We start from the raw sequence: 23799 nt of genomic DNA on the forward strand, positions 1-23799 counted from the left end.
TGGACCCGACGTTCGCATCTGCGAGCGACCCGCCTTCCAGCCCCGGCGACAGGAATAACGTCCTTCCAACCCGACTTCTTCAGCAGCCTGCTAAGCCTTTGATGTCGCATGTCCGAGGCGCACGGAACCGGGGCCCGCCTCTGTGCGACAGGCTCTACTCCGCCGCCGCGAACCCGTCGGCATCGTGCTTGAGCCGGGTTTCGTAGGCCTTCGAGATATGCGCCCGCAGCGCCGCGTCAGCCGCATCGGAATCGCCGCGCTCGATGGCCTCGACGATCGCGCGATGCTCGTTCAGCGCGCTCTCGCCGCGCCCCTCCACAGCCAGCGACGTCGTCGCTAGAAGCGCCATCGTCCGGTGCACCAGATCCAGCTGCTGCACGAGATAGCGGTTGTGCGAGCCCAGATGCACCTGCCGGTGGAACCGCTTGTTCGCCCGCGCCAGCGCCGTCGGGTCGTTCAACAGCCCCCAGTCCGACTCGGTCATCTCGCGCAGCACCCGCACCTCCTCGGGCGTGGCGTGCTTGGCCGCCAGCCGCGCGGCCAGCCCCTCCAGCTCGGTGCGCACTACGTAAAGCTCGGCCAGCTGGTTGTGATCCAGCGAGGCCACGATCAGCGACCGCCCGTCGCGCGCCAGCAGCGACTGCGTCTCCAGCCGCTGCAGCGCCTCGCGGATCGGCGTGCGCGACACGCCGAACCGCTCGGCCAGCTCGCTCTCGACCAGCCGGTCGCCGGGCTTGTAGGTGCCGACGTCGATCGCCTCGAGTATCAGCTCGTAGGCGTCCCTCTGCGGCGGTCCCCTGTCGGACATTCGGGCCTCTCCGGAATACGGTGGTATACATTACGACCCGTCCGGGCCGGAATTCAACCTTCCCGATGGACGCCCCCCGATGCCAGACCTAAAACAGCGGCATGGTGGCGCATCGTTTCTCTCATGTCCGGCACTGGGTCTTCGACCTGGACAACACCCTTTATCCGCCCGAGGTGCGGCTGTTCGACCAGATCGAGCGGAAGATGAACGCCTTCGTCATGCGCGAGCTGGGGCTGGACGCGGCCGCCGCCGACCGGCTGCGCCACGGCTACTGGCGCGACCACGGCACGACGCTGGCGGGACTGATGGAGCGGCACGGCACCGATCCCTGGCCCTACCTGCGCGAGGTCCACGACATCTCGCTCGACCACGTCGCGCCCGATCCGGCGCTGGCCGAGTCGATCGGCGCCCTGCCCGGCCGGCGCATCGTCTACACCAACGGCGACGGCGAATACGCCGCCCGGGTGCTGGAGGCGCGCGGGCTGTCGAAGGTCTTCGACGCCGTCTACGGGATCGAGCACGCCAACTGGCGGCCGAAACCGGAACAGGCGGCCTTCGACCTGGTCTTCGCCGCCGACCGGCTGGAGCCGAAGACGGCCGCGATGTTCGAGGACGACGTGCGCAACCTCGCCGTGCCGCATGCGCTGGGGATGCGCACGGTCCATGTCGCGCCCGAGCCGCATCCCGAGCCGCCCGCGCACGTGCATCACCACACAGCCGACCTCGCGGCCTTCCTGGAGCGCCTGACATGAGCGACAAGAACCTGACCCGCGTCGACATCTTCATCTCCGGCGGCGGCCTCGCCGGCCTCGCCGCCGCCGCCGCCTTCGCGCATGCCGGCTTTTCGGTCCTGCTGGCCGACCCCTCGCCGCCCCCGCCCGAGGACACCGACGGCGAGGACCTGCGCTCCACCGCCTTTCTCGGCCCCTCGCGCGACCTGCTGGAGCGCACCGGCCTCTGGGACAGGCTCGCGCCCCACGCCGTCCGCCTCGACGCGCTGCGCATCGTCGACACCGAGGGCTGGCCGCCCGAGATCCGCGAGACCCGCGTGTTCCAGCCGCAGGAGCTGGGTCAGGAGACCTTCGGCTGGAACCTGCCCAACGCGCTGACCCGGCGCGAGATGGTGGCGAACCTTGCGCGCCAGCCCGGGGTCGAGCTGGCCTGGGGCACCGGCTTTCGCAGCCTGCTGACCCGCACCACCGAGGCCCGCGTGACCCTCACCGACGGCCGCCGCGTCGCCGCGCGGCTCGTCATCGCCGCCGACGGCCGCGACTCGCCGGTGCGCGAGGCCGCCGGCATCGGCGCCACGACGCGGCGCTACGGCCAGAAGGTCTTCGCCTTCAACGCCACGCATCCGGCGGCGCATGGCAACGTCTCGACCGAGGTCTACAACGACGGCGGCGCCTTCACCACGGTGCCGCTGCCGGACATCGACGGCCGCCCCGCCTCCGCCATCGTCTGGATGAACGCCGGCCCCCGCGCCGCCGCCCTCGCCGCGATGGAGCCGGCCGCCTTCGACGCCGAGATGACCGCCCGCGCCTGCGGCCTGTTGGGCCCGATGGAACGCACCGGCCGCCTCGGCCAGTGGCCCGTCGTCACCCGCACCGCCGACCGCCTGACCGCCGAGCGCGTGGCGCTGGTGGCCGAGGCCGCCCATGTCCTACCGCCGATCGGCGCGCAGGGGCTCAACACCTCGCTCCACGACATCGCGCTTCTGTGCGACCTCGCCCGCGACGCCCCCGCGACACTCGGCACCGCGGCCCACCTCGAAGACTACGACCGCCGCCGCGCCCGCGACATCGCCCTGCGCGCCCGGATCATCGACCTCTACAACCGCATCTGCCAGTCCGGCGAGCCGCCGATCCAGGCGCTGCGCCGCGCCGGCCTGCGCACGGTCCACGACACCCCGCCGCTCCGCCGCACCGTCATGCAGGCCGGCCTCGGCCGCCGGTAACCCCGCGCCCTGCCCCCGCCACAAGCACACCGCCCGACACGCGCGACGCGCCGCCACAGGCGGCCTCCGCCCGCAGGCGAAGCCGAGGACGGAGAGACAGAGCGCGCCGAGGCGCAGCCGAGGCCCCGCTAACCGGCCCCCCGCTCCCGCAATGCCCGGCGCATCACCTTGCCCGTCGCCGTCATCGGCAGCTCCGCGATCGGCTCGATCTGCCGCGGCGCCACATGCGCGCTGACCCGTTCGCGCACCCGCGCCACCAGCGCCGCGGCCAGCGCGTCCGACCACGCCACCCCGTCGCGCAGCACCACGAAGGCCTTCACCGCCTCCGTCCGCACCGGGTCCGGCACGCCGACCACGGCCGCGTTCACCACGTCCGCGTGCCCCACCAGGCAGGTCTCGATCTCCGACGGCCCGATCCGGTAGCCGGCCGAGGTGATCACGTCGTCGTCCCGCGACGCGAACCAGTAATAGCCGTCCGCGTCCCGCCGCCCCAGGTCGCCCGTCCGCATCCAGTCGCCCGCGAATTTCGCCGCCGTCGCCTCGGGCTTGTTCCAGTAGCGCAGGAACATCCCCGGCGTGCCGCGCCGCACCGCGATCTCGCCCTCGCCCGGCCCCTCGAGCACCGTGTCGCCGTCCAGCAGCGCCACCTCGAAGCCCGGCAGCGGGAACCCCATCGCCCCCGGCCGCACCGCCATCGAGCCGTGGCACGAGGCGATCACCAGGTTGCACTCCGTCTGCCCGTAAAGCTCGTTGATCGGCGCCCCCAGCGCGCTCCGCCCCCAGTCCAGCAGGTCCGCGCCCAGCGCCTCGCCCCCCGAAGACACCGACCGCACCGCCAGCCCCCCGGGCACGTCGGCCTGCCGCATCAGCTTCAGCGCCGTGGGCGGCAGGAACAACGTGGTCAGCCCGTGCTCCCGGATCAGCCGATAGGCGTAGTCGGGGTCGAACTTGCGCATCCGGTGCGACAGCTGCGGCCGGCCGTAATAGAGACAGGGCATCGCCATGTCCATCAGCCCGCCGATCCAGGCCCAGTCCGCCGGGGTCCAGCCGCGGTCGCCCGGCTTCGGGAACCCCTCGTGGTTCGCCTCCATCGACGGCAGATGCCCCAGCAGGAAGCGATGCGCGTGCAGCACCCCCTTCGGATCGCCCGTCGTTCCGGAGGTGTAAATCAGCACCGCCGGGTCGTCCGCCGCCGTCTCCACCGGCTCGAACGCACCCGCCGCCGCGATCTCGCCGTGAAAATCCCGCACCGGCGCGGCGCCGCCGCCCACCGCGTAGACGGCCGCCAGCTCCGGCAGGCCCGGGGCCAGGTCCATCACCTTTTCCAGCCCGTCGGCGTCGGTCACCACCGCCCGCGCCCCGCTGTCGCCCAGCCGATAGGCCAGCGCGTCCGGCCCGAATAGCGCAAAGAGCGGCAGCGCCACGGCGCCCAGCTTGTAGCAGGCGAGATGGGCGATCAGCACCTCGGGCGCCTGCGCCAGGAACACGCCCACCCGGTCGCCGCGGCCCACGCCCCGCGCCCGGAACGACGCGGCCAGCCCGTCGCTCGCCCGCTTCAGATCGGCATAGCTCCAGCGCTCGACGGCCCCGTCGCCGCGCAGATGCACGACGGCCTCGCGCGTCGGGTCGGCCCGCGCCCAGCTGTCGCAACAGGCCTCGCCCATATTGAAACGCGCAGGGACCGACCAGCGGAACCCTGCGCGCATCTCTTGCCAGTCCCCGATCCGCCGGAACAGCCGGCGGCCCAGCGGATCGGCGGGATCAGTTGCGGTAGACGACAAGCTCCGGCAGCCCGTCCAGCGGCGCGTCGAGGAGACGCAGTGCCGCCAGCGACACCTGGCTGCCCGATCCGGCGGCCCCGCCCGACGGGATCAGCTGCACCTGCACCGTGCGGCCCGACGCCGGATAGAACAGCCGGCCCGAGGCGGCCTCGGTCACCAGCGGCGTCTTGATCCAGAAGCCGGGCTCGTCCGCCGCGCCGATCGAGGCGACGGTGGTGCCCAGCCGGCCATCCCCGGCGGCCTCGGGCTCCGGCGCCGGCGCGGTGGTCTCGGCCGTCGTCTCTTCGGCCGGCGTCTCCGGTTCCTCGACCGTCGCCGTCTCTTCGGCGGGCGGCGCGGCCGGCGTGGTTTCGGGCTCGGGCTGCGCGGCGGGGTCGGGCTGATTCGCCTCGACCTCGTCCAGCGCCGCCGCCGCGGTGTCCTCGACCGAGGTCTCGCCGTCGGCGTCGGCGTCCGTTTCCGCGTCCGTTTCGGGCGGGGGGAGCGTGGTTTCGGCGTCCGGCGTGGTGTTTCCGCCGCCCAGGAACCCCGGACCGTTGCCGGAACACCCCGCCAGCGCGAGAACCGTCAGAAGGAGAGTGGTCTTTTTCATGGCCTGCACCGTATGGAGAATCTGTGCGTCCTTCAACACGATGCTGTGGCTTGCGGCAAGGTTCCGCGCGCCTTAGGTGTAGGGGATGACGCCGCAACTGATCGACCCGTTCGAACGCGCCATCACCTACCTGCGGGTCTCGGTGACGGATCGCTGCGACTTCCGCTGCACCTATTGCATGGCGGAACACATGACCTTCCTGCCCAAGAGGGAGCTGCTGACGCTCGAGGAACTCGACCGGCTGTGTTCGACCTTCGTGGGGCTCGGCGTGGAGAAACTGCGCATCACCGGCGGCGAACCGCTGGTCCGGCGCGACATCATGACCTTCTTCAACGCGATGGGCCGGCACCTCGACAGCGGGGCGCTGAAAGAGCTGACCCTGACCACCAACGGCTCGCAGCTCGCCCGATTCGCCGATGAGTTGTACGCCGCCGGCGTGCGCCGGGTGAACATCTCGCTCGACACGCTGGACGAGGAGAAATTCGCCAAGGTCACCCGCTGGGGCCGCCTGCCGCAGGTGATGAAGGGGATCGAGGCCGCGCGCCGCGCCGGGATGCGGGTCAAGATCAACGCCGTCGCGCTCAAGGGCTTCAACGAGGACGAGCTGTGGGATCTCGTCGACTGGTGCGGGCACGAGGACATGGACCTGACCTTCATCGAGGTCATGCCGATGGGCGAGATGGGCGATGTCGACCGCATCGACCAGTACTGGCCGCTGACGGACGTGCGCGCGCGGCTGGCCGAACGCTTCACCCTGACCGATCTGGCCGAACGCTCCGGCGGGCCGGCGCGCTATGTGCGGCTGGAGGAGACGGGCCAGAAGATCGGCTTCATCACGCCGCTCACGCACAACTTCTGCGAATCCTGCAACCGGGTGCGGCTGACCTGCACGGGCGAGCTCTACATGTGCCTCGGGCAGGAGGACATGGCCGACCTGCGCAAGCCGCTGCGGGACTTCCCCGACACCGACGCGCCGCTGGTCTCGGCCATCGAAAAGGCCATCGGCCGCAAGCCGAAGGGCCACGATTTCGACTATTCCCGCCAACGCGCCGACGGCCAGATGACGCGGCACATGAGCCATACCGGCGGGTAACGGCCGCGGCCGGCAAGGCGCTTCGAAGCGCCTTGGGGCAAGGGCCTTCGACGGCCCTTGCAAGCGGTCTCGAAACCGCCTGCGCCGTCCTCGGCGAGCCCCCCGGCACTGCGACCCGGACTCGCGCGCCTAGCCAGGACGCCGGAACGGCCGAGGACGATACCCGCCCGTCCCGCAGGGCATTCCGCTCACACCGCTCACACGGCGCCGTCATCAGGCAAGCGTTAATGGGAGGCATCCTGTCTCGCGGACAACCGCGCCCAGTTAGCGCTATCTGTAAAAATTACAAAACCTTACCACCCCGTCCAACCTTGGACACCCGCTCCGCTCACGCCCAGTCCGGCCCCAGATCCGCCGCCGCCCGGTCGATCCAGTGCTCCTTCAGCCAGCCGCAGGGCCGCGACCACCGGAGCCACGAGCCGCGATATCCCGCGACCGCCTCCGGCATCTTCGGCCGCCCGTGAAAGCACACCACCCGCGCCCCCTCCGGCAGCTTCGGCGGGCGCAGCCAGTTGACCGGCGGCAGCCCGAGGCAGTCGTGCTTGAAGCTCACGACCCAGTCCGGCGGCAGATAGGCGAAGGCGTCCATCTCCTGCGCCAGCGTCGAGGTATAGCGCTGCTCGGAGCCGCGTGCCTTGGCCACCTCTCCGCCCGGGTCGGCGGCCAGCCGTTCGTAGAGCCACGGATGCCGCCCCGGATCGTAGCGGAAGACCGAGCCGTGCCCCGTCGCCCGCCCGCGCCGCGCCTCGACCCAGTCGGCCCGCATCGCCACCTTGCCCGGCGCGAAATCGACGAGGTCGTCCAACGGACCGGTGATCACCACGTCCAGGTCGAAGCCCAGCACCGGCCCCGGCGGCAGCAGGCCGGGCCGGAACAGCGACACCTTGCGCATCGCCCCCTGCCGGTTCGCCACCGCCAGCGCCGCCGCCATCTCCGCCTGGAACGGCTCCGCCGGCAGCGGCAGCACCTCCACCTCCGGGTGCAGCCCGGCCGTCTCCTCTGTCATGCAGAAGAACCGGACCGGGCGGGCCAGGTTGCGCCGCACCCCGGAATACAGCCGGTTGACGTATTCCGGCCCGAAAGCCGTGCCCCACTTGATGCAGACGACCGTCACCGGCGCCATTCGTCCCCTCCTCGCACGGGCCGTTCGCGAAACCGGAAAACGTGAACGCGCGCGGCGGAACGGCCGGCCGGTCGCGCGGGTTGTGTCTCGTAACAAGGCAAAGGAGCCCCGCCATGCGCCGCCGCAAGATCAGCGTCGACCGAATTGCCCAGAACGCCTATTGGCTCTGGCTGCAGGAAGGGCGCCCCGACGGCCGCGACCAGTCCCACTGGCAGGCCGCCCGCACCGCGCTGGAACGCGACCGCGACGCCCGCCACGGCGCGCCCGCGACTTTTGAGGCCCGGCAAACGCGCTGACGCTCAGGCCGCCGGCAGGCGCGATTCCACCATCCCCGCCAGCCAGGAGCAGCCCGCGGGGATCGCCTCGTCGTTGAAGTTGTATTCCGGGTGATGCACCGGCGCGCTGTCGCCGTTGCCCAGAAGGATGTAGGCGCCCGGCCGCTCCTCCAGCATGAAGGCGAAATCCTCGCCCCCCATCACCAGCGGCGCCTCGGCGCAGTCGCCGGCCACGGCGCGCGCCACCTCGGCGGCATAGTCCGTCTCGGTGTCGGCGTTCACCATCACCGGATAGCCGGGCAGCCAGTCGATCTTCGCCTCCGCGCCGAACACCTCGGCCTGCCGCGCGGCGATCTCGCGCAGCCGCTGGCCGGCCTGCTCGCGCACCTGCGCGTCCAGCGTACGGATCGTGCCGCGCAGGCTTACCCGCTGCGGGATCACGTTGAACGCCTTGGACGAGGTCTCGAAGGACGTCACCGACACGACCACCTGCTCGGTCGGGTCGACGTTGCGGCTGGCGATGGTCTGCAGCGCGATCACCACGTGGCTGGCCGCGACGGTCGGGTCGATCCCCTCCTGCGGCTTGGCGGCATGGCCGCCCTTGCCCTCGATCACGATCTCGAACTGGTCGGTCGCGGCGAAGAACCCGCCGGGCCGGATCGAGAAACTGCCGACGGGCTGGCCCGGCCAGTTGTGCAGCCCGTAGACCTCGTCGATCTTCCAGCGCTCCATCAGCCCGTCGTCGCACATCTCGCGCGCGCCGGCGCCGCCCTCTTCGGCGGGCTGGAAGATGACCACGGCGGTGCCGTCGAAGTTGCGGGTCTCGGCGAGATACTGCGCCGCGCCCAGGAGCATCGCGGTATGGCCGTCATGGCCGCAGGCATGCATCGCGCCCTGGGTCTTCGAGGCATAATCGAGCCCCGTCGCCTCCTCGATCGGCAGCGCGTCCATGTCGGCGCGCAGGCCGATGGTGCGGCCGGAGGTGTTCGTCTTGCCCCGGATCACCGCCACCACGCCGGTGCGGCCGATCCCCTCCACCACCTCGTCGCAGCCGAACGCCTCCAGCTTTTCCTTCACCAGCGCCGAGGTGCGGTGCGTGTCGTAGAGGATCTCCGGATTGGCGTGGATGTCGCGGCGCCATTCGGTGATCTGGGGCAGCAGTTCGGCGAAACGGTTCTTGACGGGCATGGGGACCTCTATTGCGGCTTTCCCCATAGGTGGGCCAGAACGCCCGGCGCCTCAAGGCTCTTCTTCCGCACAGGCCCCGCGACCGCGGGCGCGGGCCGGGACACGACCACTGTCCCATCGAAAAAGCGAGCGTCCCGGACCGACGTCCGGTCAACCACCGGGCAAGTCGAAAACCGCCGCAAATTGCCCCTGAGTAATCGCTTGCTGCATAATAATTCCGTGGTAACGTCCCCAAATCGTAACCGGGCGCCACGTCCCGGGTGGGCAACAGGCCCGACAATATTCTGGGGAGTTCTGCATGCCCGACGGGGCGCTGCCGGTACTTGACGTAAAGGAACTGAAGACCGTGTTCCGCACCCGCCGGGGCGAGGTGCATGCCGTGAACTCGGTCAGCTTCGACCTGAAGCCCGGCGAGTTGCTGGGCGTGGTGGGCGAAAGCGGGTCCGGAAAATCCGTCACCATGATGTCGCTGATCGGGCTGCTGCCCTCGCCGCCGGCCGAGGTGCGGGGCGGCCAGGTGATGTTCGGCGACCAGGATCTGCTGCAGGCCGACGACGACACGCTGCGGGCGATCCGCGGCGCGCGCATCGGCTTCGTCTTCCAGGACCCGATGACCTCGCTGAACCCGGTCTTCACCGTGGGCTTCCAGATCATGGAGCCCCTGCGCAAGCATATGGGGATGGACAAGCGCGCCGCCCGGGTGCGCGCCAAGGAGCTTCTGGAGCTCGTCGGCATCCCCGACGCCGCCAGCCGGCTGACCGACTTCCCGCACCAGTTCTCGGGCGGGATGCGCCAGCGCGTCATGATCGCCATAGCGCTGGCCTGCGACCCGCAGGTGCTGATCGCGGACGAACCGACCACGGCGCTGGACGTGACGATCCAGGCGCAGATCCTCGAACTGGTGAAAGACCTGCGGCAGAAGCTCGGCATGGCGATCGTCTGGATCACCCACGACCTGGGCGTGATCGCCGGCATCGCCGACCGGGTGATCGTGATGTATGGCGGCCAGATCGTGGAGCATGCGCCGGTCAAGGAGCTGTTCGGCAATCCGCAGCACCCCTATACGCGCGCGCTGCTGGAGACCGTGCCGGCGATGCACGGCGACCGCGCCGACCGACTGCGCGTGATCCAGGGCCAGCCGCCGGTGCTGGCCGGCCCGCCCGACGCCTGCCCGTTCCGGGCGCGCTGCAGCCACCGGTTCGAACGCTGCGACCGCGAGAACCCGCCGCGCGTGCCCTGCGGCCCGGCCCACGACACCGCCTGTTTCTGGGATCCCGCCACGGGAGGGCCGCGCCATGTGTGACCGCGCCGCTCGTCGGCCCTGGCGGGCCGCCTCGCGACAAGCGCCCGGACGGGCGCGGGGAGCGTGCGATGTTTGATTACGCCAATGCCGACCGGCTGGTCGAGGTCGTCGATCTCAAGCTGCACTTTCCCGTCTATTCCGGCGTCCTGCGCCGCCAGACCGGCGCGGTGAAGGCCGTCGACGGCGTCACCTTCGAGATCTACGAGGGCGAGACGCTGGGCCTCGTCGGTGAATCCGGCTGCGGCAAGTCCACCTGCGGCCGCGCCGTGCTGCGGCTCTACGAGGTCACCGACGGCTCGATCACCATCGAGGGCACCGACATCGCCACCTGGTCGCCGGAAGAGCTGCGCCGGGTGCGGCCCAAGATGCAGATGGTGTTCCAGGACCCGCAGGCCTCGCTCAACCCCCGGATGACCGTCTCCGGCATCATCGGCGAGCCGCTGGACGAGCACACCAGCCTGAGCAAGAAGGAAAAGCTCGCCCGCATCTACGAGCTGATGGATGCCGTGGGCCTGAACCGCGATTTCGCCCACCGCTACCCGCACGAGTTCTCGGGCGGCCAGCGCCAGCGCATCGGCATCGCCCGCGCCCTGGCGCTGAACCCGCGCTTCATCGTCTGCGACGAACCCATCGCCGCGCTCGACGTGTCGATCCAGGCGCAGGTGGTGAACCTTCTGGAGGACCTGCAGAAGGAATTCGGCCTCACCTACCTGTTCATCAGCCACGACCTGTCGATGGTCCGCCACATCGCCGACCGGGTCGCCGTGATGTATCTGGGCAAGATCGTCGAGCTCGCGCCGCGCGACCCGCTCTACAACGAGCCGAAGCATCCCTACACGCAGGCGCTCCTGTCCGCCGTGCCCGAGCCGGACCCCAACCTTGAGGCGACGACCCAGCGCATCATCCTGGAAGGCGACGTGCCCAGCCCCGCCAACCCGCCGGAGGGCTGCAACTTCTGCACCCGCTGCCCGCGGGTCATGGAGATCTGCCACCGGATCGACCCCGAATTCCGCGAGATCGCGCCGGGCCATTACGCGGCCTGCCACCTGCATTACGACCATGACGACAAGAACGCGGGCGAAACCGCGCCGTGACCCGAGGTCAGAGCAAAGCCAACAAGGAGAGGATCCAATGAAACTTAAGACAACGCTACTCGGGGCAGCCGCCGCCGTCGCGCTGGCGCCGCTGGCGGCCCAGGCCGAACGCGGCGAGGACGGCCACCTCAACATCATCTACTGGCAGGCGCCGTCGATCATGAACCCGTATTTGTCGGGCGGCACCAAGGACCTGGAGGCCGCGAGCCTGGTGATCGAACCGCTGGCCCGCTACGACGAGGCCGGCAACCTGGTGCCCTGGCTGGCCACCGAGGTGCCCACGACCGAGAACGGCGGCGTGTCCGAGGACCTGACCTCGATCACCTGGCACCTGAAGGAGGGCCTGCAGTGGTCCGACGGCACCCCGGTGACCTCGGAAGACGTCAAGTTCACCTGGGAATACTGCACCGCCGAGGGCGGCGGCTGCGCCCAGTCCGAGAAGTACAACGACGTCGAAAGCGTCGAGACGCCGGACGAGCACACCGTCGTCGTCAACTTCTCGGTGCCCAAGCCCTTCCCCTACGGCCCCTTCGTCGGCGCCCAGGCCCCGATCATCCAGAAGGCGCAGTTCCAGGACTGCCTCGGCCCGAAGGCGCCGGAATGCACCGACGCCAACTTCGCCCCCGTCGGCACCGGCCCGTTCACGGTGACCGAGTTCCGCCCCAACGACGTGATCTCGCTGGAGGCGAACGAGCATTACCGCGACCCGGACAAGCCGGCCTTCGCGACGGTGACCTTCAAGGGCGGCGGCGACGCCACGGCCGCGGGCCGCGCCGTGCTGGAGACGGGCGAGTTCGACTATGCCTGGAACCTGCAGCTGGCGCCCGACGTGCTCGAACAGATGGCCTCGGCCGGCCAGGGCCAGGTCGTGTCGTCCTTCGGCACGCTGGTCGAGCGGATCATGATCAACCTCACCGATCCGTCCCCCGACCTGCCCGAGGGTGAGCGCGCCACCAAGGAGCACCCGCATCCGTTCCTGACCGACATCGCGGTGCGCCAGGCGATGTCGATGGCCATCGACCGCGAACTGCTGACCGAGATCGGCTATGGCGAAGCCGGCCGTCCCACCTGCAACGTGCTGCCGGCGCCGGAGATCTATGCCTCCACGGCCAACGACGCCTGCCTGATTCAGGATATCGAGGGCGCCAAGGCGCTACTGGACGAGGCCGGCTGGGTCGACAGCGACGGCGACGGTATCCGCGAGAAGGACGGCGTGGAACTGTCGGTGCTCTACCAGACCTCGACCAACGCCGTGCGCCAGGACTTCCAGGCGCTGATCAAGCAGTGGTGGGAAGAGATCGGCATCGAGACCGAGCTGCGCAACATCGACGCCTCGGTGTTCTTCGGCGGCGACCCGGGCAGCCCGGACACCTTCCAGAAGTTCTATGCCGACGTCGAGATGTACGCCAACAACTTCGACGGCACCGACCCCGAAGCCTACATGGCGAACTGGTCCTGCGACGAGGCGCCGTCCCCGGAGAACCAGTGGCAGGGCAACAACATGCCGCGCTACTGCGACCCGGCCTATGACGCGCTTGTGGCCGAGATGGCCCAGACCGGCGACATCAAGAAGCGCGCCGAACTCGCCAAGGCGATGAACGACATGCTGATGCAGAACTACATCATGCTGCCGCTGGTCGACCGTGGCCGGGTCTCGGCCCATGCCAACAGCCTCGGCGGCGTGATCCTGAACACCTGGGACAGCGAGCTGTGGAACGCGGCCGACTGGTACCGCAAGGACATGTGAGCACCTCGGTAGGGCGGGGGATCCCCCGCCCTACCCCCTACGCCGAAGGCCCGCCCCATGCTCACCTTCACGATCCGCCGCCTGCTGCTGGCGATTCCGACGCTCCTGTTCATCTCGCTGGTGATCTTCCTGCTGCTGGAACTGGCGCCGGGCGATCCCATGGCGCAGGTCCCGCTGACCGTACCGCCCGAGGTCAAGGAACGGATGCGCGAGGCGCTCGGGCTGGGCGAACCGGTCCATGTCCGCTTCTGGAAATGGCTGGTCCAGTTCTTCTGGGTCGAACCGCTGCACCTGATCGACAACCTGTTCGGCACCGCGCTGGCCGAGGGCCAGCAGCGCGTGATCTCCTGGCAGTCCCGCTCGCCGGTCATGGACATCGTCGCCCAGCGCATCCCCCAGACGCTCTGGGTCGTGGGCGTGGCCTATATCGTGGCCATCCTCATCGCCATCCCGATCGGCGTCTATTCCGCCTACAGGCAATATAGCTGGTTCGACCAGGCCGGTACCTTCATCACCATGGTCGGCTTTTCGGTGCCGCCGTTCTTCTCCGGCGTGCTGGTCATCGTGATCTTCTCGGTGAATCTCGGCTGGTTTCCGTCGATCTACGACACCACCCACGAGGTCAACGACTGGGACAGCTTCGTGGTGCAGCTCAAGCAGATGATCATGCCGGTGATGGTGCTGGCGCTGCAGATCACCTCGCAGATCAGCCGCTTCATGCGCGCCTCGATGCTCGACAACCTCGGCCAGGACTACGTGCGCACCGCCCGCGCCAAGGGCATGACCGAGCGGGTCGTGGTGCTGTTGCACGTGCTCCGGAACTCGATGATCCCGGTCGTCACCGTCATCGCGCTGGGGATCCCCGCGATCTTCGGCGGCGCGATCATCACCGAGCAGGTGTTCAAGGTGAACGGGATCGGCCAGCTCTTGATCACCGCGATCCAGGCCAACGACCTGCCGATGGTGCAGACGCTGACCTTCATCTTCGCCGTGCTGATCGTGCTGTTCAACCTGATCGCCGACGTGCTCTACGGCATCCTCGACCCGAGAATCCGCTATGACTGACCGCGACGACGTCCCCGTGGAACCCGCCAACAACCCCGCCGGCGCCGGCGCGGCCCCGGCGCTCGACCCGGCGACCGAGTACCGCCCGCCGCGCAACCAGTGGTGGGACGTCTGGGACCAGTTCAAGACGCATAAGGGCGCGCTGGTCGGCGCCGCGGTGTTCATCCTGATCGTGGTGGCGGTGTTCCTCGGCCCCTACCTCTGGACCATCGACCCGACCTATATCGACATCCGCGCCAAAAACCAGGGCCCGTCGCTGGCCCACCCTCTCGGCACCGACCAGCTGGGCCGCGACACGCTCTCGCGCATGCTGTCGGGCGGCCGCGTGTCGATCGCCGTGGGGCTGACCGCCATGTTGCTGTCGATCGGCATCGGCACGCTGATCGGCGTGATCGCAGGCTACTTCCGCCGGCTCGACGGGCCGCTGATGCGGCTGACCGACCTGTTCCTCGCCCTGCCGATCCTGCCGCTCTTGCTGGTCGCGGTGCTTCTGTTCCGCGACATGCTCTCGGCCGCCTTCGGGCCGGAGGGCGGGGTCTTCGTGCTGATCGTCTCGCTGATCGGCATCACCTCGTGGATGCAGACCGCACGGATCGTGCGCGGCGACGTGCTGGCGCTGAAGGAGCGCGAATTCGTCCTCGCCGGCCGCTCCATCGGCACGCCGTCGCGGCGGATGATCACCCGGCATATCCTGCCCAACGTGCTGTCGCCGATCATGGTCTCGGCCACCCTCGGCATCGCCACCGCGATCATCACCGAATCCGCCCTGTCGTTCCTGGGCTTCGGCTTCCCGCCCGACTTCCCCACCTGGGGCCGCCTGCTGTTCGACAGCGTCGACCGGATGCAGCTCTACCCGGAGCGCGTCATCTGGCCCGGCCTCGCCATTTCGCTCACGGTGCTGTCGGTCAACTATATCGGCGACGGCCTGCGCGACGCGCTCGACCCCCGCATCCGGGGCCGCTGATCCGCCCCCTGCATCTTCTGGCCGGAAATACTCCGGGGGGCCGTTCATTATGCGCCATCGGTTCAAGCACGATGGACGGCGGGGCTGGCCCCCCAACGCGCACGAAGTGCCAGAGATCTTGCGCCGCAGGCGCCCCGCTTGGCGGCGTCTCACTTCAGCCGCTTGCGCACCCGCCGCACCAGCACGAACACGAGCCCCACGACCACCGGCACCAGAAGCGCCGTGAGCCAGCCCTTCGACACCCCGGCCACGGAGGCCGCCGGGTACAGCAGATAGGCCGCCAGGCTGACCGCGTAGTAGCTGATCGCCACCACCGACAGCCCCTCGACCGTCTCCTGCAGCCGCAGCTGCAGGTCGGCGCGGCGGTCCATCGATTCCAGGAGCTTCTGGTTCTGCGCCGACCGCTCCACGTCCACCCGGGTGCGCAACAGCTCCCCCGCCCGCGCCGCGCGCTCGGCCATCGAGCGCAGCCGCGCCTCGGCCGAGCGCACCGTGCGCATCGCCGGGTCGAACCGCCGCGCCATGAATTCGTGGAAGGTCTGCCGGTTCTCGAACCGCTCCTCGCGCAGCACCCGGATCCGGTCCAGCACCAGCGTCGAATAGGCATCGGTCGCCGAGAAGCGGAAGGCCGATTGCGACAGCAGCTGCTCCAGCTCGGCGGTGATCTGCAACAGCCCGCCCAGCGTGTGCTCTGCCGGGGCCGATTGCGCCGTGGTCTCCTTCATCAGCGCGTTCAGCCGGTTGTCCAGCTCGCCCAGCCGCGGCGACAGCTCGCGCGCGCGGGCGAAGCCCAGCATCGACATCGTCTTGTAGGTCTCGATCTCGCAGATTCGCTGCAGGATGCGCCCGCAGCGCGCCGGCCCGGTATCGGGCCTGGGGAACACGGCAAAGCGCATGTGCCCGGCGCTGTCGATCCGGAAATCGCCCGCCATCACCGCCGCGCCGTCGAGGATCTCGCTGGCCGCCAGGCTGTCGCCCACGAACCAGTCCGACAGTTTCGCGACCACCTCCTCGGCGGTGGTGAACGGCTCGAACCGCAGAAAGCCCGAGGTGATCCGCGCCCCCGGCGCCTGCGCCAGCCAGTCGTCGGGAAAGACCGAGAAGGCCGCCTTGTCGAAGGGCCGCCCCTCCACCCCGTCGACGATGGCGGTGTAGGTGACGAACTCGGTATGCTGCTCCCATTTCAGCCGGAACGGCCCGAGATCGGCGAAGTAATGCGTGGCGCCGGGCTTGGGATGCTGCGCGCCGAAGCGGTCCAGCAGGTCCAGAAGATGCGCGAGGTCCGCGTCGCGGTCGCGGCCAGCGGCGTCCTCGGGCCGCTTCACCGCCAGGTAGACGGCATGCGCCGGCGCGGCCAGCGAGGGAAAGGGCCGCGCATGCAGCTCGTTGGCCAGCGCATAGCGCTGCGGGTGGTCCTGGAGTTCGCTCATCTCGGTCGCCGCTGTGGATGCTTGGGCGACGGTATCCGCTGGACCACGCCTGTAAACCCCGCGCCGCGCCCCCTGCGGCGTTTCGCGCAGGGCGCGCGCGCGCCCCTTGCGGGCCGGGCGCCCCGCCCGCAAGGGCGGTTACAGGACCAGCACCTCCAGCGGCGGGAAACCGTTGAAGCCGACCGAGGAATAGCTCGACGTGTAGGCGCCCGCGTTGCGGATCACCACCCGGTCGCCCGCCTTCAGCGTCAGCGGCAGCAGCACCGGCCGCTGCTCGTAGAGCACGTCGGCGCTGTCGCAGGACGGCCCGGCCAGGACGCAGGGGCCCGCCGGATCGCCGTCGCGCGGGGTCGCGAACTGGTAGCGGATCGCCTCGTCGATGGTCTCGGCGAGCCCCGAGAACTTGCCGATGTCGAGATAGACCCAGCGATGCATGTCGGTGTCGTGCTTCTTCGACACCAGCATCACCTCGCAGGCGATGGCGCCCGCCTCGGCCACCATGCCGCGGCCCGGCTCGGCCATGATCCGCGCGCCGGGGAACCGCGCCGCGACCTGCGCGCGCACCTGCGCGGCGTAGATCGCGGGCGCCTCGACCACCTCGCCGTAGAAGGCCGGAAAGCCGCCGCCGATGTTGATCAGCGACAGGTCGTGCCCGGCGGCGCGCGCCGCGTGCCAGACCGCCGCCACGTCGTCCAGCACCCCGGTCCACATCGCCGCCTTGCGGGTCTGCGAGCCGACATGGAACGACAGGCCGACCGGCACCAGCCCCAGCGCGCGGGCCATGTCCATCAGGCGGATCGCGGCGTCCGGCGCACAGCCGAACTTGCGCGACAGCGGCCAGTCGGCCGCGGGGTTGTCGACCAGCAGGCGGATATAGACCTCGGCCCCCGGCGCGTGTTCGGCGATCTTCTCCAGCTCTTCCTCGGCATCGGCCGCGAAGAGCCGCACGCCGGCGGCATGGGCAAAGGCGATGTCCGAGGCGCGCTTGACGGTATTGCCGAAGGAAATCTGCGCCGGCCGCGCGCCCAGCGACAGGCACAGCTCGATCTCGCCGCGCGAGGCGGCGTCGAAGTTCGACCCCTCGGCCAGCAGCCGCTCGACCACCGCCCGCTCGGGGTTGGCCTTCACGGCATAGTGGATCGCCGCGTCGCCCAGCCCCGCCTGCAGCGCGCGGAACCGCTCGGCCACCACGTCGGTGTCCAGCACCAGCGTCGGCTGGTCGAACCGGTTTGCCGCGATGAACCGCTCGGCGCGGGAGGGAAAGGATACGGCTTCGGAGGCGGCGGGGCCGCTGAACAACATCGTCATGGTCATCTCCAATAGACGGGGGGACCCGGGCGGGTCGCTCTGTACCAAGGGAGACGTTACCGTCGCTACGTGATGGCGATGCTGCCAGACAGAGGCGCGTGCGTTGGCGTCTTGCGCGCGCATATGGGGCGCAAACATGATTCACGCAAGCGGAATTTTTCGGCGGGGCGGCGGGGCGCCGTGGGAGTGCGCGCCAGGCGCCGCAGGCGGCCAGCGCGGGCCGCCGCCGGACGGCTCAGTCCTCCTGCCGATTCAGGCGGTCGGCGAGGAGGGTCAGCTGCCCTTCGTCCATGCCCAGCATGCCCGCGCGCTGCAGGAACATCCGGGCCGTCGACAGGTCTTGCGCCACGCCATGCCGGCCTTCGCCGTAGATCAGCGCCAGGATCTCCGCCGATTTCGCGTTCCCCTGTTCCATCGCCTCTTCGAGATAGAGCAGGCCCGACTCCAGGTCCCGCGGCCCGTAGTCTCCGGTGACCAGGACGTGGCCCCAGTTGCTCATGCCGACGGGATAGCCGCGTTCGGCCGAGGTCTGCAGAAGCTCCAGCCAGGTCTCGCGGTCATGCGCGACCCCCACGCAGTCGGTGCCGGGGCGGATCAACCAGGCGAGGCTGTTCATGGCCACCGGGTTTCTCTCTTGCACCGCGGCGTTGAACAGGAAGTCGTGGTCGTTTTCGTTTCCGGCGCAGGCCGTGTCGGACAGCTCCATGTAGAACTCGCGCTGGGTCTGCCAGCGTTCGTCGAGCCGGTCTGCCTGTGCGGCCGTGCCGGCGGCCAGGCCGACCAGCAGCGCGATGGATTTCAGGCCTGATTTCATGGGGTTCGTCCTTCCGGCTTCGTGGGCCTGAACCCAATACGCAGCCAGCGTCGCGGGGTCAACGGGAACGCCCCCTTGGGGGCGCGGACGGTGGCGGCTCGCATCCCTACCACACCCTCGCGTCGGCTGCACGTCTCGACGGATCCCGCCCCACGGCCCGACGGACCCCGCCCGGACGCGGTAACCCGGCGTTAACCCGACCATGCGATGTCTTGGCGCGAGCCATCGCCCGCCGACCCGCACTGCCGTCCCGCAGGGCGCCGGGTCAGCGCGGCTGAGCGTGGCGTCCCCCCGAACAGGAATAGCGGTTACAAGCGGCGAAACACCCCGCCCCAAAAACGGGGCGGGATGTTTCGGGGCCGGTCGCGCCGGCCGCTCCAAGCAGGATGGCCGGAACCGGTGAAGACCGGGTTAACCCCGGCGCGATACGCGCTCAGTCGATCTTCGGCAGCAGCGCGTCGATCGAGGCCTTGGCGTCGCCGTAATACATCCGCGTGTTGTCGCGGAAGAACAGCGGGTTCTCGATGCCGGAATAGCCGGTCCCCTGCCCCCGCTTCAGCACGAAGCATTGTTTGGCCTTCCAGACCTCCAGCACCGGCATCCCGGCGATGGGCGAGTTCGGATCCTCCTGCGCCGCCGGGTTCACGATGTCGTTCGAGCCGATGACGATGGACACGTCGGTGTCGGGGAAATCGTCGTTGATCTCCTCCATCTCCAGCACGATGTCATAGGGCACCTTGGCCTCGGCCAGGAGCACGTTCATGTGCCCCGGCAGCCGCCCCGCGACCGGGTGGATGCCGAAGCGCACCTCCTTGCCCGCGCCGCGCAGCTTGCGCACCAGCTCGCTGACCGAGTTCTGCGCCTGCGCCACCGCCATGCCGTAGCCCGGCACGATGATCACCGAATCCGCGTCGTTCAGCGCGTTGGCCACGCCGTCGGCGTCGATCGACACCATCTCGCCCTCGATCTCCTGCGCCGGGCCGGCCGTGCCGCCGAAGCCGCCGAGGATCACCGAGACGAAATGCCGGTTCATCGCGCGGCACATGATGTAGGACAGGATCGCACCGGAGGAGCCCACCAGCGCGCCGGTGACGATCAAGAGGTCGTTGCCCAGCGTGAAGCCGATCGCCGCCGCCGCCCAGCCGGAATACGAGTTCAGCATCGACACGACCACGGGCATGTCGGCCCCGCCGATCCCCATGATCAGGTGCCAGCCGATGAAGCCCGCGATCACCGCCATCAGCACCATCGTCCAGGCCCCGGCGCCGCCCCAGTAGAGGACGCCCAGCACCAGGCAGGCAAGCACTGCCGCCAGGTTCAGCATGTGCCCGCCCGGCAGCTTCTCGGGCTTCGAGGTGATCTTGCCGGCGAGCTTGCCGAAGGCCACGACCGAGCCCGTGAAGGTGATCGCCCCGATGAAGATGCCGAGGAACACCTCGACCTTCAGGATCGCGATCTCTGTCACATCCTTCTTCCACAGCCGCTCGCCGAACCCGGTCAGCTCTGCGTCGCCGATGGCCGTGCCGGCAGCCTTCAGCTCGTTGACCGCGTTCAGCATCACGTCCGCGTTCAGCCCGATGAACACCGCCGCGAGGCCGACGAAAGAGTGCAGCGCCGCCACCAGCTGCGGCATCTCGGTCATCTGCACGCGCCCGGCCACGATGGTGCCCGCCACCGCACCCGCGCCGACCGCCACTAGGATCAGGAAAAGGTTCGACACGCCCGGCCCGAAGATCGTCGCGATCATCGCCAGGAACATCCCCGCGATGCCGTACCAGATCGCCCGCTTGGCGCTTTCCTGGTTTCTCAGGCCCCCCAGGGCCAGGATGAAGAGAATGGAGGCCGCGATATAGACGGCCGAAACGAAACCGGCAGACATTGCACGTCCCCCCTTACGATTTCTGGAACATGGCGAGCATCCGGCGCGTGACCAGGAAGCCGCCGACGATGTTGATCGAGGCGATCAGCACCGAGATGAAACTGAGCAGAACCACCAGCCAGCTGACCGAGCCGATCTGCAGCAGCGCCCCCACTACGATGATCCCCGAGATCGCGTTGGTGATCGCCATCAGCGGCGTGTGCAATGCGTGGTTCACGTTCCAGATCACCTGGAAGCCCACGAAACAGGCCAGCGCGAAGACGATCAGATGCGCCATCAGGCTCGCGGGCGCGAAGGCCCCGATCAGCAACAGCACCAGCGTGCCCACCCCCAGATAGGTGATCTGGCTCTTGGTCTCCGCCTTGAAGGCGGCCAGTTCGGCGGCGCGCTTTTCCTCGGGCGTCGGCGGCTTCGGCGTCTCGCGCTTGGGCGCGGCGGCGATGGCCGCGACCTTGGGCGGCGGCGGCGGGAAGGTGATCTCGCCCGCATAGGTGACCGTCGCCCCCCGGATCACGTCGTCCTCCATGTCGTGCACCACCTGGCCGTCCTTCTCGGGCGTCAGGTCTGTCATCATGTGCCGCACGTTCGAGGCGTAGAGCGACGAGGACTGCGTCGCCATCCGGCTGGGGAAGTCTGTATAGCCGACGATGGTCACCCCGTTGTCGGTGACGATCTTGTCGTCCTTCACCGTCAGCTCGCAGTTGCCGCCGCGCTCGGCGGCCAGGTCGACGATGACCGAGCCGGGCTTCATCGCCTCGACCATGTCCTTGGTCCACAGCACCGGCGCGTCCCGGTTCGGGATCAGCGCGGTGGTGATGACGATGTCCATCTCGGGCGCCAGCTCGCGGAACTTCTCCAGCTGCTTTTCCTGGAACTCCGGGCTGGACGGCGCGGCATAGCCGCCGGTCGAGGACGAATCCTGCGACGATTCATCGAATTCGAGGAAGACGAACTCCGCCCCCATCGACTCGATCTGCTCGGACACCTCGGGCCGCACGTCGAAGGCAAAGGTCATCGCGCCCAGGCTCGTCGCCGTGCCGATCGCGGCGAGCCCCGCCACCCCGGCGCCCACGACCAGAACCTTCGCCGGCGGCACCTTGCCGGCGGCCGTCACCTGGCCGGTGAAGAACCGGCCGAAATGGTTGCCCGCCTCGATCACCGCGCGGTAGCCGGCGATATTGGCCATCGAAGACAGCGCGTCCATCTTCTGCGCCCGGGAAATCCGCGGCACCATGTCCATCGCGATGACATTGGCGCTCTTGGACTTGGCCAGCTCCATCAGCGCCTCGTTCGAGCCCGGGTAGAAGAACGAGATCAGCGTCTGGCCCTTCTTCAGCCGCTTCACCTCGGTCTCCGAGGGCGGGCGCACCTTGGCCACGATGTCGACGGCCTTCCACAGCCCGGCGGCGGTGTTGATGATCTCCACACCGGCCTCGCGATAGGCGGCATCGGTGAAGCCCGCCCGCAGGCCGGCGCCGGTCTCGATGGCGCAGTCGTAGCCCAGTTTCTGCAACTGCTGGGCGCTGTCGGGCGTCATCGCCACCCGGGCCTCGCCCTCGAATACCTCTTTCGGTGTCCCTATCTTCAAGACTCTCCACCCTCCGTTGGCAGCGTTTCCTGCACGGTTTCCGTACGGTCCGGCACTGTCGATAACTTGGCCCGCCCCGCATCACAAGCTCTTGAGGTGCGGCCGATGGCGGCGACCGTGCAGATCCTCTCAGATCCAGCGCCGCGTGCGCGCGCGATAGGCGGCGAAGGCGTCGGGAAAGGCCGCCGCCAGCCGCGCCTCCTCGGGCAGGATGAACCGCGCGCGGATAATCCAGACGAACAGCGGCAGCAGCACAAGCGGCACCACCGCCTGGCCCCACAGGATCGCGCCGGCGAGGATCAGGGCGTCGCCCAGATAGATCGGGTTGCGCGACAGGCGGTAGACGCCCTGCGCCACCATCGCCTGCGGCGCTTCGTGCGGGATGATCGTGGTGCGCGCCCGCCGGAACTCCCAGGCCGCGGCGGCGATCAGCGCCAGCCCCGCCAGCACCAGGACCGGCGCCACCGCCCGCGCCCAGCCGCCGAACGACGGCTCCGGCACGGCCTGTCCCAGCCCCCAGGCGAGCGCCACCGCGCCCAGAAGCCAGACCGGCGGCATGTCGATCCACTTTCCCATGCCGCCACGCTACCCCGCCCCGCCGGGAGGGAAAAGCCACTCGGGGTCCGCGCCCGCCGCCACGAGCGACCGCGCGGACCGGGATCACCGCCTCGCCACGGGCCGGGACGATCCTCGCGCGGCGGCGCGCGCCCCTTGCGCCGGGAGGCGCACCCGGTACAGTCCCTCGAAACGGAGGGCGCCCGATGACACTCGACGGCAGGCACGCGCTGGTCACCGGCGGCGGCAGCGGGATCGGCCTCGCCATCGCCCGCGCGCTGGCCGGGGCCGGGGCCGAAGTCACGATCACCGGGCGCGACACCGCCCGCCTCGCCGCCGCGGCAGAGGCGCATCCCCGGCTCCACCCCCGGCAGATGGACGTGACCGACGAGACGGAGGTGGCCGCCGGCTTCGCCGAGGCCGTCGCCGCGCGCGGCCCCGTGGCGGTTCACGTGGCCAATGCCGGCGTGGCCGAGGGCCGGTCGATCCTGAAGACCGATCTCGACTTCTGGCGCCGGACGCTGACCACCAATCTCGACGGCGCCTTCTTGACGATCCGCGAGGCGCTGAAGACGATGCGCGAGGTGGGCGGCGGCCGGGTGATCGCGGTCTCCTCCATCGCCGGCCTGCGCGGGCTGAAGGGCGCGCCGGCCTATACCGCGTCGAAGCACGGCATGGTCGGGCTGATCCGCGCGCTGGCCGCCGACTATGCCGGCCGCGACATCACCTTCAACGCGCTCTGCCCCGGCTATGTCGACACCGACATCGTCACCCGCAACGTCGCCTCGATCCGCGACCGCGCCGGCGTGAGCGAGGAGGAGGCGATGCAGATCATGGTCGGCGCCAACGCGCACAAGCGCCTGATCGGGGCCGAAGAGGTCGCCGCCGCGGCCCTCTGGCTCTGCGATCCGGCCTCGGGCAGCGTCAACGGCCAAGCCATCGCCATCGCCGGCGGCGAGGTCTGAGCGTGGCGCGGCCTTAGGGCGGCGTCAGGCGGTGCGCCGCAGGCCGGTCAAGCTTGCCGGGTTGCGGGTCCGGTCGAGCGGAACGCCGTGCAGCGCCGACCCGCCGGGGCGCGGTCGAGCTTTGCGCCTCCGGAGACATAAGCATGTGGGTCGGACACTTGGCACCGTCCTCGCCAGGAGCGCCGCCCCGGTGGGGGCGGGTCTCTCGGGCATTTCGAAACGAAATGCCCTGCCGACAGGCGATTGCAGAGCAATCGCCGAGAGGCGGCGCTG

Annotated in this window: 21 protein-coding genes; 10 read left to right on the forward strand and 11 right to left on the reverse strand. The window is 69.6% G+C overall.

Translation table 11 applies throughout. The features are described 5' to 3' along the window. Positions 1-154 precede the first annotated feature (154 nt). Complete coding sequence (locus P1J78_RS19335; RefSeq protein WP_275569032.1) at positions 155-808, reverse strand: GntR family transcriptional regulator; 654 nt, start codon at positions 806-808, stop codon at positions 155-157. A gap of 101 nt (positions 809-909) precedes the next feature. Between P1J78_RS19335 and P1J78_RS19340 the strand changes: the two genes are divergently transcribed. Both P1J78_RS19340 and P1J78_RS19345 read left to right on the forward strand, forming a co-directional pair. Further along, positions 910-1560, forward strand: coding sequence for a pyrimidine 5'-nucleotidase (locus P1J78_RS19340; protein ID WP_275569033.1), 651 nt, complete (start codon positions 910-912; stop codon positions 1558-1560). Continuing rightward, on the forward strand, positions 1557-2762 hold the full coding sequence (locus P1J78_RS19345; RefSeq protein WP_275569034.1) for an FAD-dependent monooxygenase: 1206 nt from the start codon (positions 1557-1559) through the stop codon (positions 2760-2762). The genes P1J78_RS19340 and P1J78_RS19345 overlap by 4 nt, the downstream gene beginning before the upstream one ends. Positions 2763-2890: 128 nt before the next feature. On the opposite strand, the gene P1J78_RS19350 is transcribed toward P1J78_RS19345, so the two are convergent. Together P1J78_RS19350 and P1J78_RS19355 are read right to left on the reverse strand one after the other, a co-directional pair. Further along, complete coding sequence (locus P1J78_RS19350) at positions 2891-4468, reverse strand: AMP-binding protein (protein WP_275569035.1); 1578 nt, start codon at positions 4466-4468, stop codon at positions 2891-2893. A gap of 55 nt (positions 4469-4523) precedes the next feature. Continuing rightward, the gene (locus P1J78_RS19355) at positions 4524-5135 is read right to left on the reverse strand and encodes a hypothetical protein (protein WP_275569036.1); all 612 of its coding nucleotides are present in this window, start codon (positions 5133-5135) and stop codon (positions 4524-4526) included. 85 nt (positions 5136-5220) lie between these two features. On the opposite strand from P1J78_RS19355, the gene moaA reads away from it, so the two are divergent. Then, positions 5221-6228: a GTP 3',8-cyclase MoaA gene (moaA, locus tag P1J78_RS19360; RefSeq protein WP_275569037.1), complete on the forward strand. Its 1008-nt coding sequence runs from the start codon at positions 5221-5223 to the stop codon at positions 6226-6228. A 328-nt stretch (positions 6229-6556) separates the two neighbouring features. Here the strand turns inward: moaA and P1J78_RS19365 are convergent, their stop codons facing one another. Then, positions 6557-7351: a glycosyl transferase gene (locus P1J78_RS19365; RefSeq protein ID WP_275569038.1), complete on the reverse strand. Its 795-nt coding sequence runs from the start codon at positions 7349-7351 to the stop codon at positions 6557-6559. Between the two features lie 113 nt (positions 7352-7464). Here P1J78_RS19365 and P1J78_RS19370 point away from each other — a divergent pair, with 113 nt between their 5' ends. Continuing rightward, entirely contained in the window at positions 7465-7647 is a 183-nt protein-coding gene (locus P1J78_RS19370; protein ID WP_275569039.1) for a DUF2934 domain-containing protein, read from the forward strand. A gap of 3 nt (positions 7648-7650) precedes the next feature. Here the strand turns inward: P1J78_RS19370 and P1J78_RS19375 are convergent, their stop codons facing one another. Continuing rightward, entirely contained in the window at positions 7651-8814 is a 1164-nt protein-coding gene (locus tag P1J78_RS19375) for a M20 aminoacylase family protein (protein WP_275569040.1), read from the reverse strand. Between the two features lie 298 nt (positions 8815-9112). Between P1J78_RS19375 and P1J78_RS19380 the strand changes: the two genes are divergently transcribed. The 5 genes from P1J78_RS19380 to P1J78_RS19400 all read left to right on the forward strand — a co-directional run bounded on the left by P1J78_RS19380 (position 9113) and on the right by P1J78_RS19400 (position 14987). Next, entirely contained in the window at positions 9113-10117 is a 1005-nt protein-coding gene (locus tag P1J78_RS19380; protein ID WP_275569041.1) for an ABC transporter ATP-binding protein, read from the forward strand. Positions 10118-10185: 68 nt separating this feature from the next. Continuing rightward, positions 10186-11211, forward strand: a complete 1026-nt coding sequence (locus P1J78_RS19385) for an ABC transporter ATP-binding protein (protein WP_275569042.1) — start codon at positions 10186-10188, stop codon at positions 11209-11211. Positions 11212-11248: 37 nt separating this feature from the next. After that, on the forward strand, positions 11249-12958 hold the full coding sequence (locus P1J78_RS19390; RefSeq protein WP_275569043.1) for a peptide ABC transporter substrate-binding protein: 1710 nt from the start codon (positions 11249-11251) through the stop codon (positions 12956-12958). Between the two features lie 57 nt (positions 12959-13015). Continuing rightward, positions 13016-14023, forward strand: coding sequence for an ABC transporter permease (locus tag P1J78_RS19395; protein ID WP_275569044.1), 1008 nt, complete (start codon positions 13016-13018; stop codon positions 14021-14023). Continuing rightward, the gene (locus P1J78_RS19400) at positions 14016-14987 is read left to right on the forward strand and encodes an ABC transporter permease (RefSeq protein ID WP_275569045.1); all 972 of its coding nucleotides are present in this window, start codon (positions 14016-14018) and stop codon (positions 14985-14987) included. Before P1J78_RS19395 ends, P1J78_RS19400 begins: the two co-directional genes overlap by 8 nt. A gap of 149 nt (positions 14988-15136) precedes the next feature. Here P1J78_RS19400 and P1J78_RS19405 read toward each other — a convergent pair whose 3' ends face one another. From P1J78_RS19405 to P1J78_RS19430, 6 genes are all read right to left on the reverse strand, one after another. Beyond that, positions 15137-16417: a DUF3422 family protein gene (locus P1J78_RS19405; RefSeq protein ID WP_275569046.1), complete on the reverse strand. Its 1281-nt coding sequence runs from the start codon at positions 16415-16417 to the stop codon at positions 15137-15139. A 138-nt stretch (positions 16418-16555) separates the two neighbouring features. Continuing rightward, positions 16556-17731: a type III PLP-dependent enzyme gene (locus tag P1J78_RS19410; protein WP_374213363.1), complete on the reverse strand. Its 1176-nt coding sequence runs from the start codon at positions 17729-17731 to the stop codon at positions 16556-16558. 229 nt (positions 17732-17960) lie between these two features. After that, complete coding sequence (locus tag P1J78_RS19415) at positions 17961-18539, reverse strand: tetratricopeptide repeat protein (protein WP_275569047.1); 579 nt, start codon at positions 18537-18539, stop codon at positions 17961-17963. A gap of 433 nt (positions 18540-18972) precedes the next feature. Beyond that, on the reverse strand, positions 18973-20418 hold the full coding sequence (locus P1J78_RS19420; RefSeq protein ID WP_275569048.1) for an NAD(P)(+) transhydrogenase (Re/Si-specific) subunit beta: 1446 nt from the start codon (positions 20416-20418) through the stop codon (positions 18973-18975). A 13-nt stretch (positions 20419-20431) separates the two neighbouring features. After that, positions 20432-22006: a Re/Si-specific NAD(P)(+) transhydrogenase subunit alpha gene (locus P1J78_RS19425; protein ID WP_275569049.1), complete on the reverse strand. Its 1575-nt coding sequence runs from the start codon at positions 22004-22006 to the stop codon at positions 20432-20434. A 129-nt stretch (positions 22007-22135) separates the two neighbouring features. Next, the gene (locus P1J78_RS19430; RefSeq protein WP_275569050.1) at positions 22136-22582 is read right to left on the reverse strand and encodes a methyltransferase family protein; all 447 of its coding nucleotides are present in this window, start codon (positions 22580-22582) and stop codon (positions 22136-22138) included. A gap of 185 nt (positions 22583-22767) precedes the next feature. Here P1J78_RS19430 and P1J78_RS19435 point away from each other — a divergent pair, with 185 nt between their 5' ends. Further along, positions 22768-23526 carry an SDR family NAD(P)-dependent oxidoreductase gene (locus P1J78_RS19435; RefSeq protein WP_275569051.1) on the forward strand — a complete coding sequence of 253 codons (759 nt, stop codon included), beginning with the start codon at positions 22768-22770 and terminating at the stop codon, positions 23524-23526. The last annotated feature ends 273 nt before the right edge of the window (positions 23527-23799 follow it).

This window comes from Psychromarinibacter sediminicola (assembly GCF_029168335.1).
Lineage (GTDB): Bacteria > Pseudomonadota > Alphaproteobacteria > Rhodobacterales > Rhodobacteraceae > Psychromarinibacter > Psychromarinibacter sediminicola.

Bases quoted from the DNA above. Each gene is read 5' to 3' on its own strand.
- P1J78_RS19385 (WP_275569042.1), top strand. From the start codon at position 10,186: ATGTTTGATTACGCCAATGCCGACCGGCTGGTCGAGGTCGTCGATCTC.
- P1J78_RS19370 (WP_275569039.1), top strand. From the start codon at position 7,465: ATGCGCCGCCGCAAGATCAGCGTCGACCGAATTGCCCAGAACGCCTAT.
- P1J78_RS19405 (WP_275569046.1), bottom strand. From the start codon at position 16,417: ATGAGCGAACTCCAGGACCACCCGCAGCGCTATGCGCTGGCCAACGAG.
- P1J78_RS19435 (WP_275569051.1), top strand. From the start codon at position 22,768: ATGACACTCGACGGCAGGCACGCGCTGGTCACCGGCGGCGGCAGCGGG.
- P1J78_RS19410 (WP_374213363.1), bottom strand. From the start codon at position 17,731: ATGACCATGACGATGTTGTTCAGCGGCCCCGCCGCCTCCGAAGCCGTA.
- P1J78_RS19430 (WP_275569050.1), bottom strand. From the start codon at position 22,582: ATGGGAAAGTGGATCGACATGCCGCCGGTCTGGCTTCTGGGCGCGGTG.
- P1J78_RS19400 (WP_275569045.1), top strand. From the start codon at position 14,016: ATGACTGACCGCGACGACGTCCCCGTGGAACCCGCCAACAACCCCGCC.
- P1J78_RS19350 (WP_275569035.1), bottom strand. From the start codon at position 4,468: ATGCGCGCAGGGTTCCGCTGGTCGGTCCCTGCGCGTTTCAATATGGGC.
- P1J78_RS19380 (WP_275569041.1), top strand. From the start codon at position 9,113: ATGCCCGACGGGGCGCTGCCGGTACTTGACGTAAAGGAACTGAAGACC.
- P1J78_RS19420 (WP_275569048.1), bottom strand. From the start codon at position 20,418: ATGTCTGCCGGTTTCGTTTCGGCCGTCTATATCGCGGCCTCCATTCTC.
- P1J78_RS19390 (WP_275569043.1), top strand. From the start codon at position 11,249: ATGAAACTTAAGACAACGCTACTCGGGGCAGCCGCCGCCGTCGCGCTG.
- P1J78_RS19345 (WP_275569034.1), top strand. From the start codon at position 1,557: ATGAGCGACAAGAACCTGACCCGCGTCGACATCTTCATCTCCGGCGGC.
- P1J78_RS19415 (WP_275569047.1), bottom strand. From the start codon at position 18,539: ATGAAATCAGGCCTGAAATCCATCGCGCTGCTGGTCGGCCTGGCCGCC.
- P1J78_RS19340 (WP_275569033.1), top strand. From the start codon at position 910: ATGGTGGCGCATCGTTTCTCTCATGTCCGGCACTGGGTCTTCGACCTG.
- P1J78_RS19335 (WP_275569032.1), bottom strand. From the start codon at position 808: ATGTCCGACAGGGGACCGCCGCAGAGGGACGCCTACGAGCTGATACTC.
- P1J78_RS19355 (WP_275569036.1), bottom strand. From the start codon at position 5,135: ATGAAAAAGACCACTCTCCTTCTGACGGTTCTCGCGCTGGCGGGGTGT.
- P1J78_RS19375 (WP_275569040.1), bottom strand. From the start codon at position 8,814: ATGCCCGTCAAGAACCGTTTCGCCGAACTGCTGCCCCAGATCACCGAA.
- P1J78_RS19395 (WP_275569044.1), top strand. From the start codon at position 13,016: ATGCTCACCTTCACGATCCGCCGCCTGCTGCTGGCGATTCCGACGCTC.
- moaA (WP_275569037.1), top strand. From the start codon at position 5,221: ATGACGCCGCAACTGATCGACCCGTTCGAACGCGCCATCACCTACCTG.
- P1J78_RS19365 (WP_275569038.1), bottom strand. From the start codon at position 7,351: ATGGCGCCGGTGACGGTCGTCTGCATCAAGTGGGGCACGGCTTTCGGG.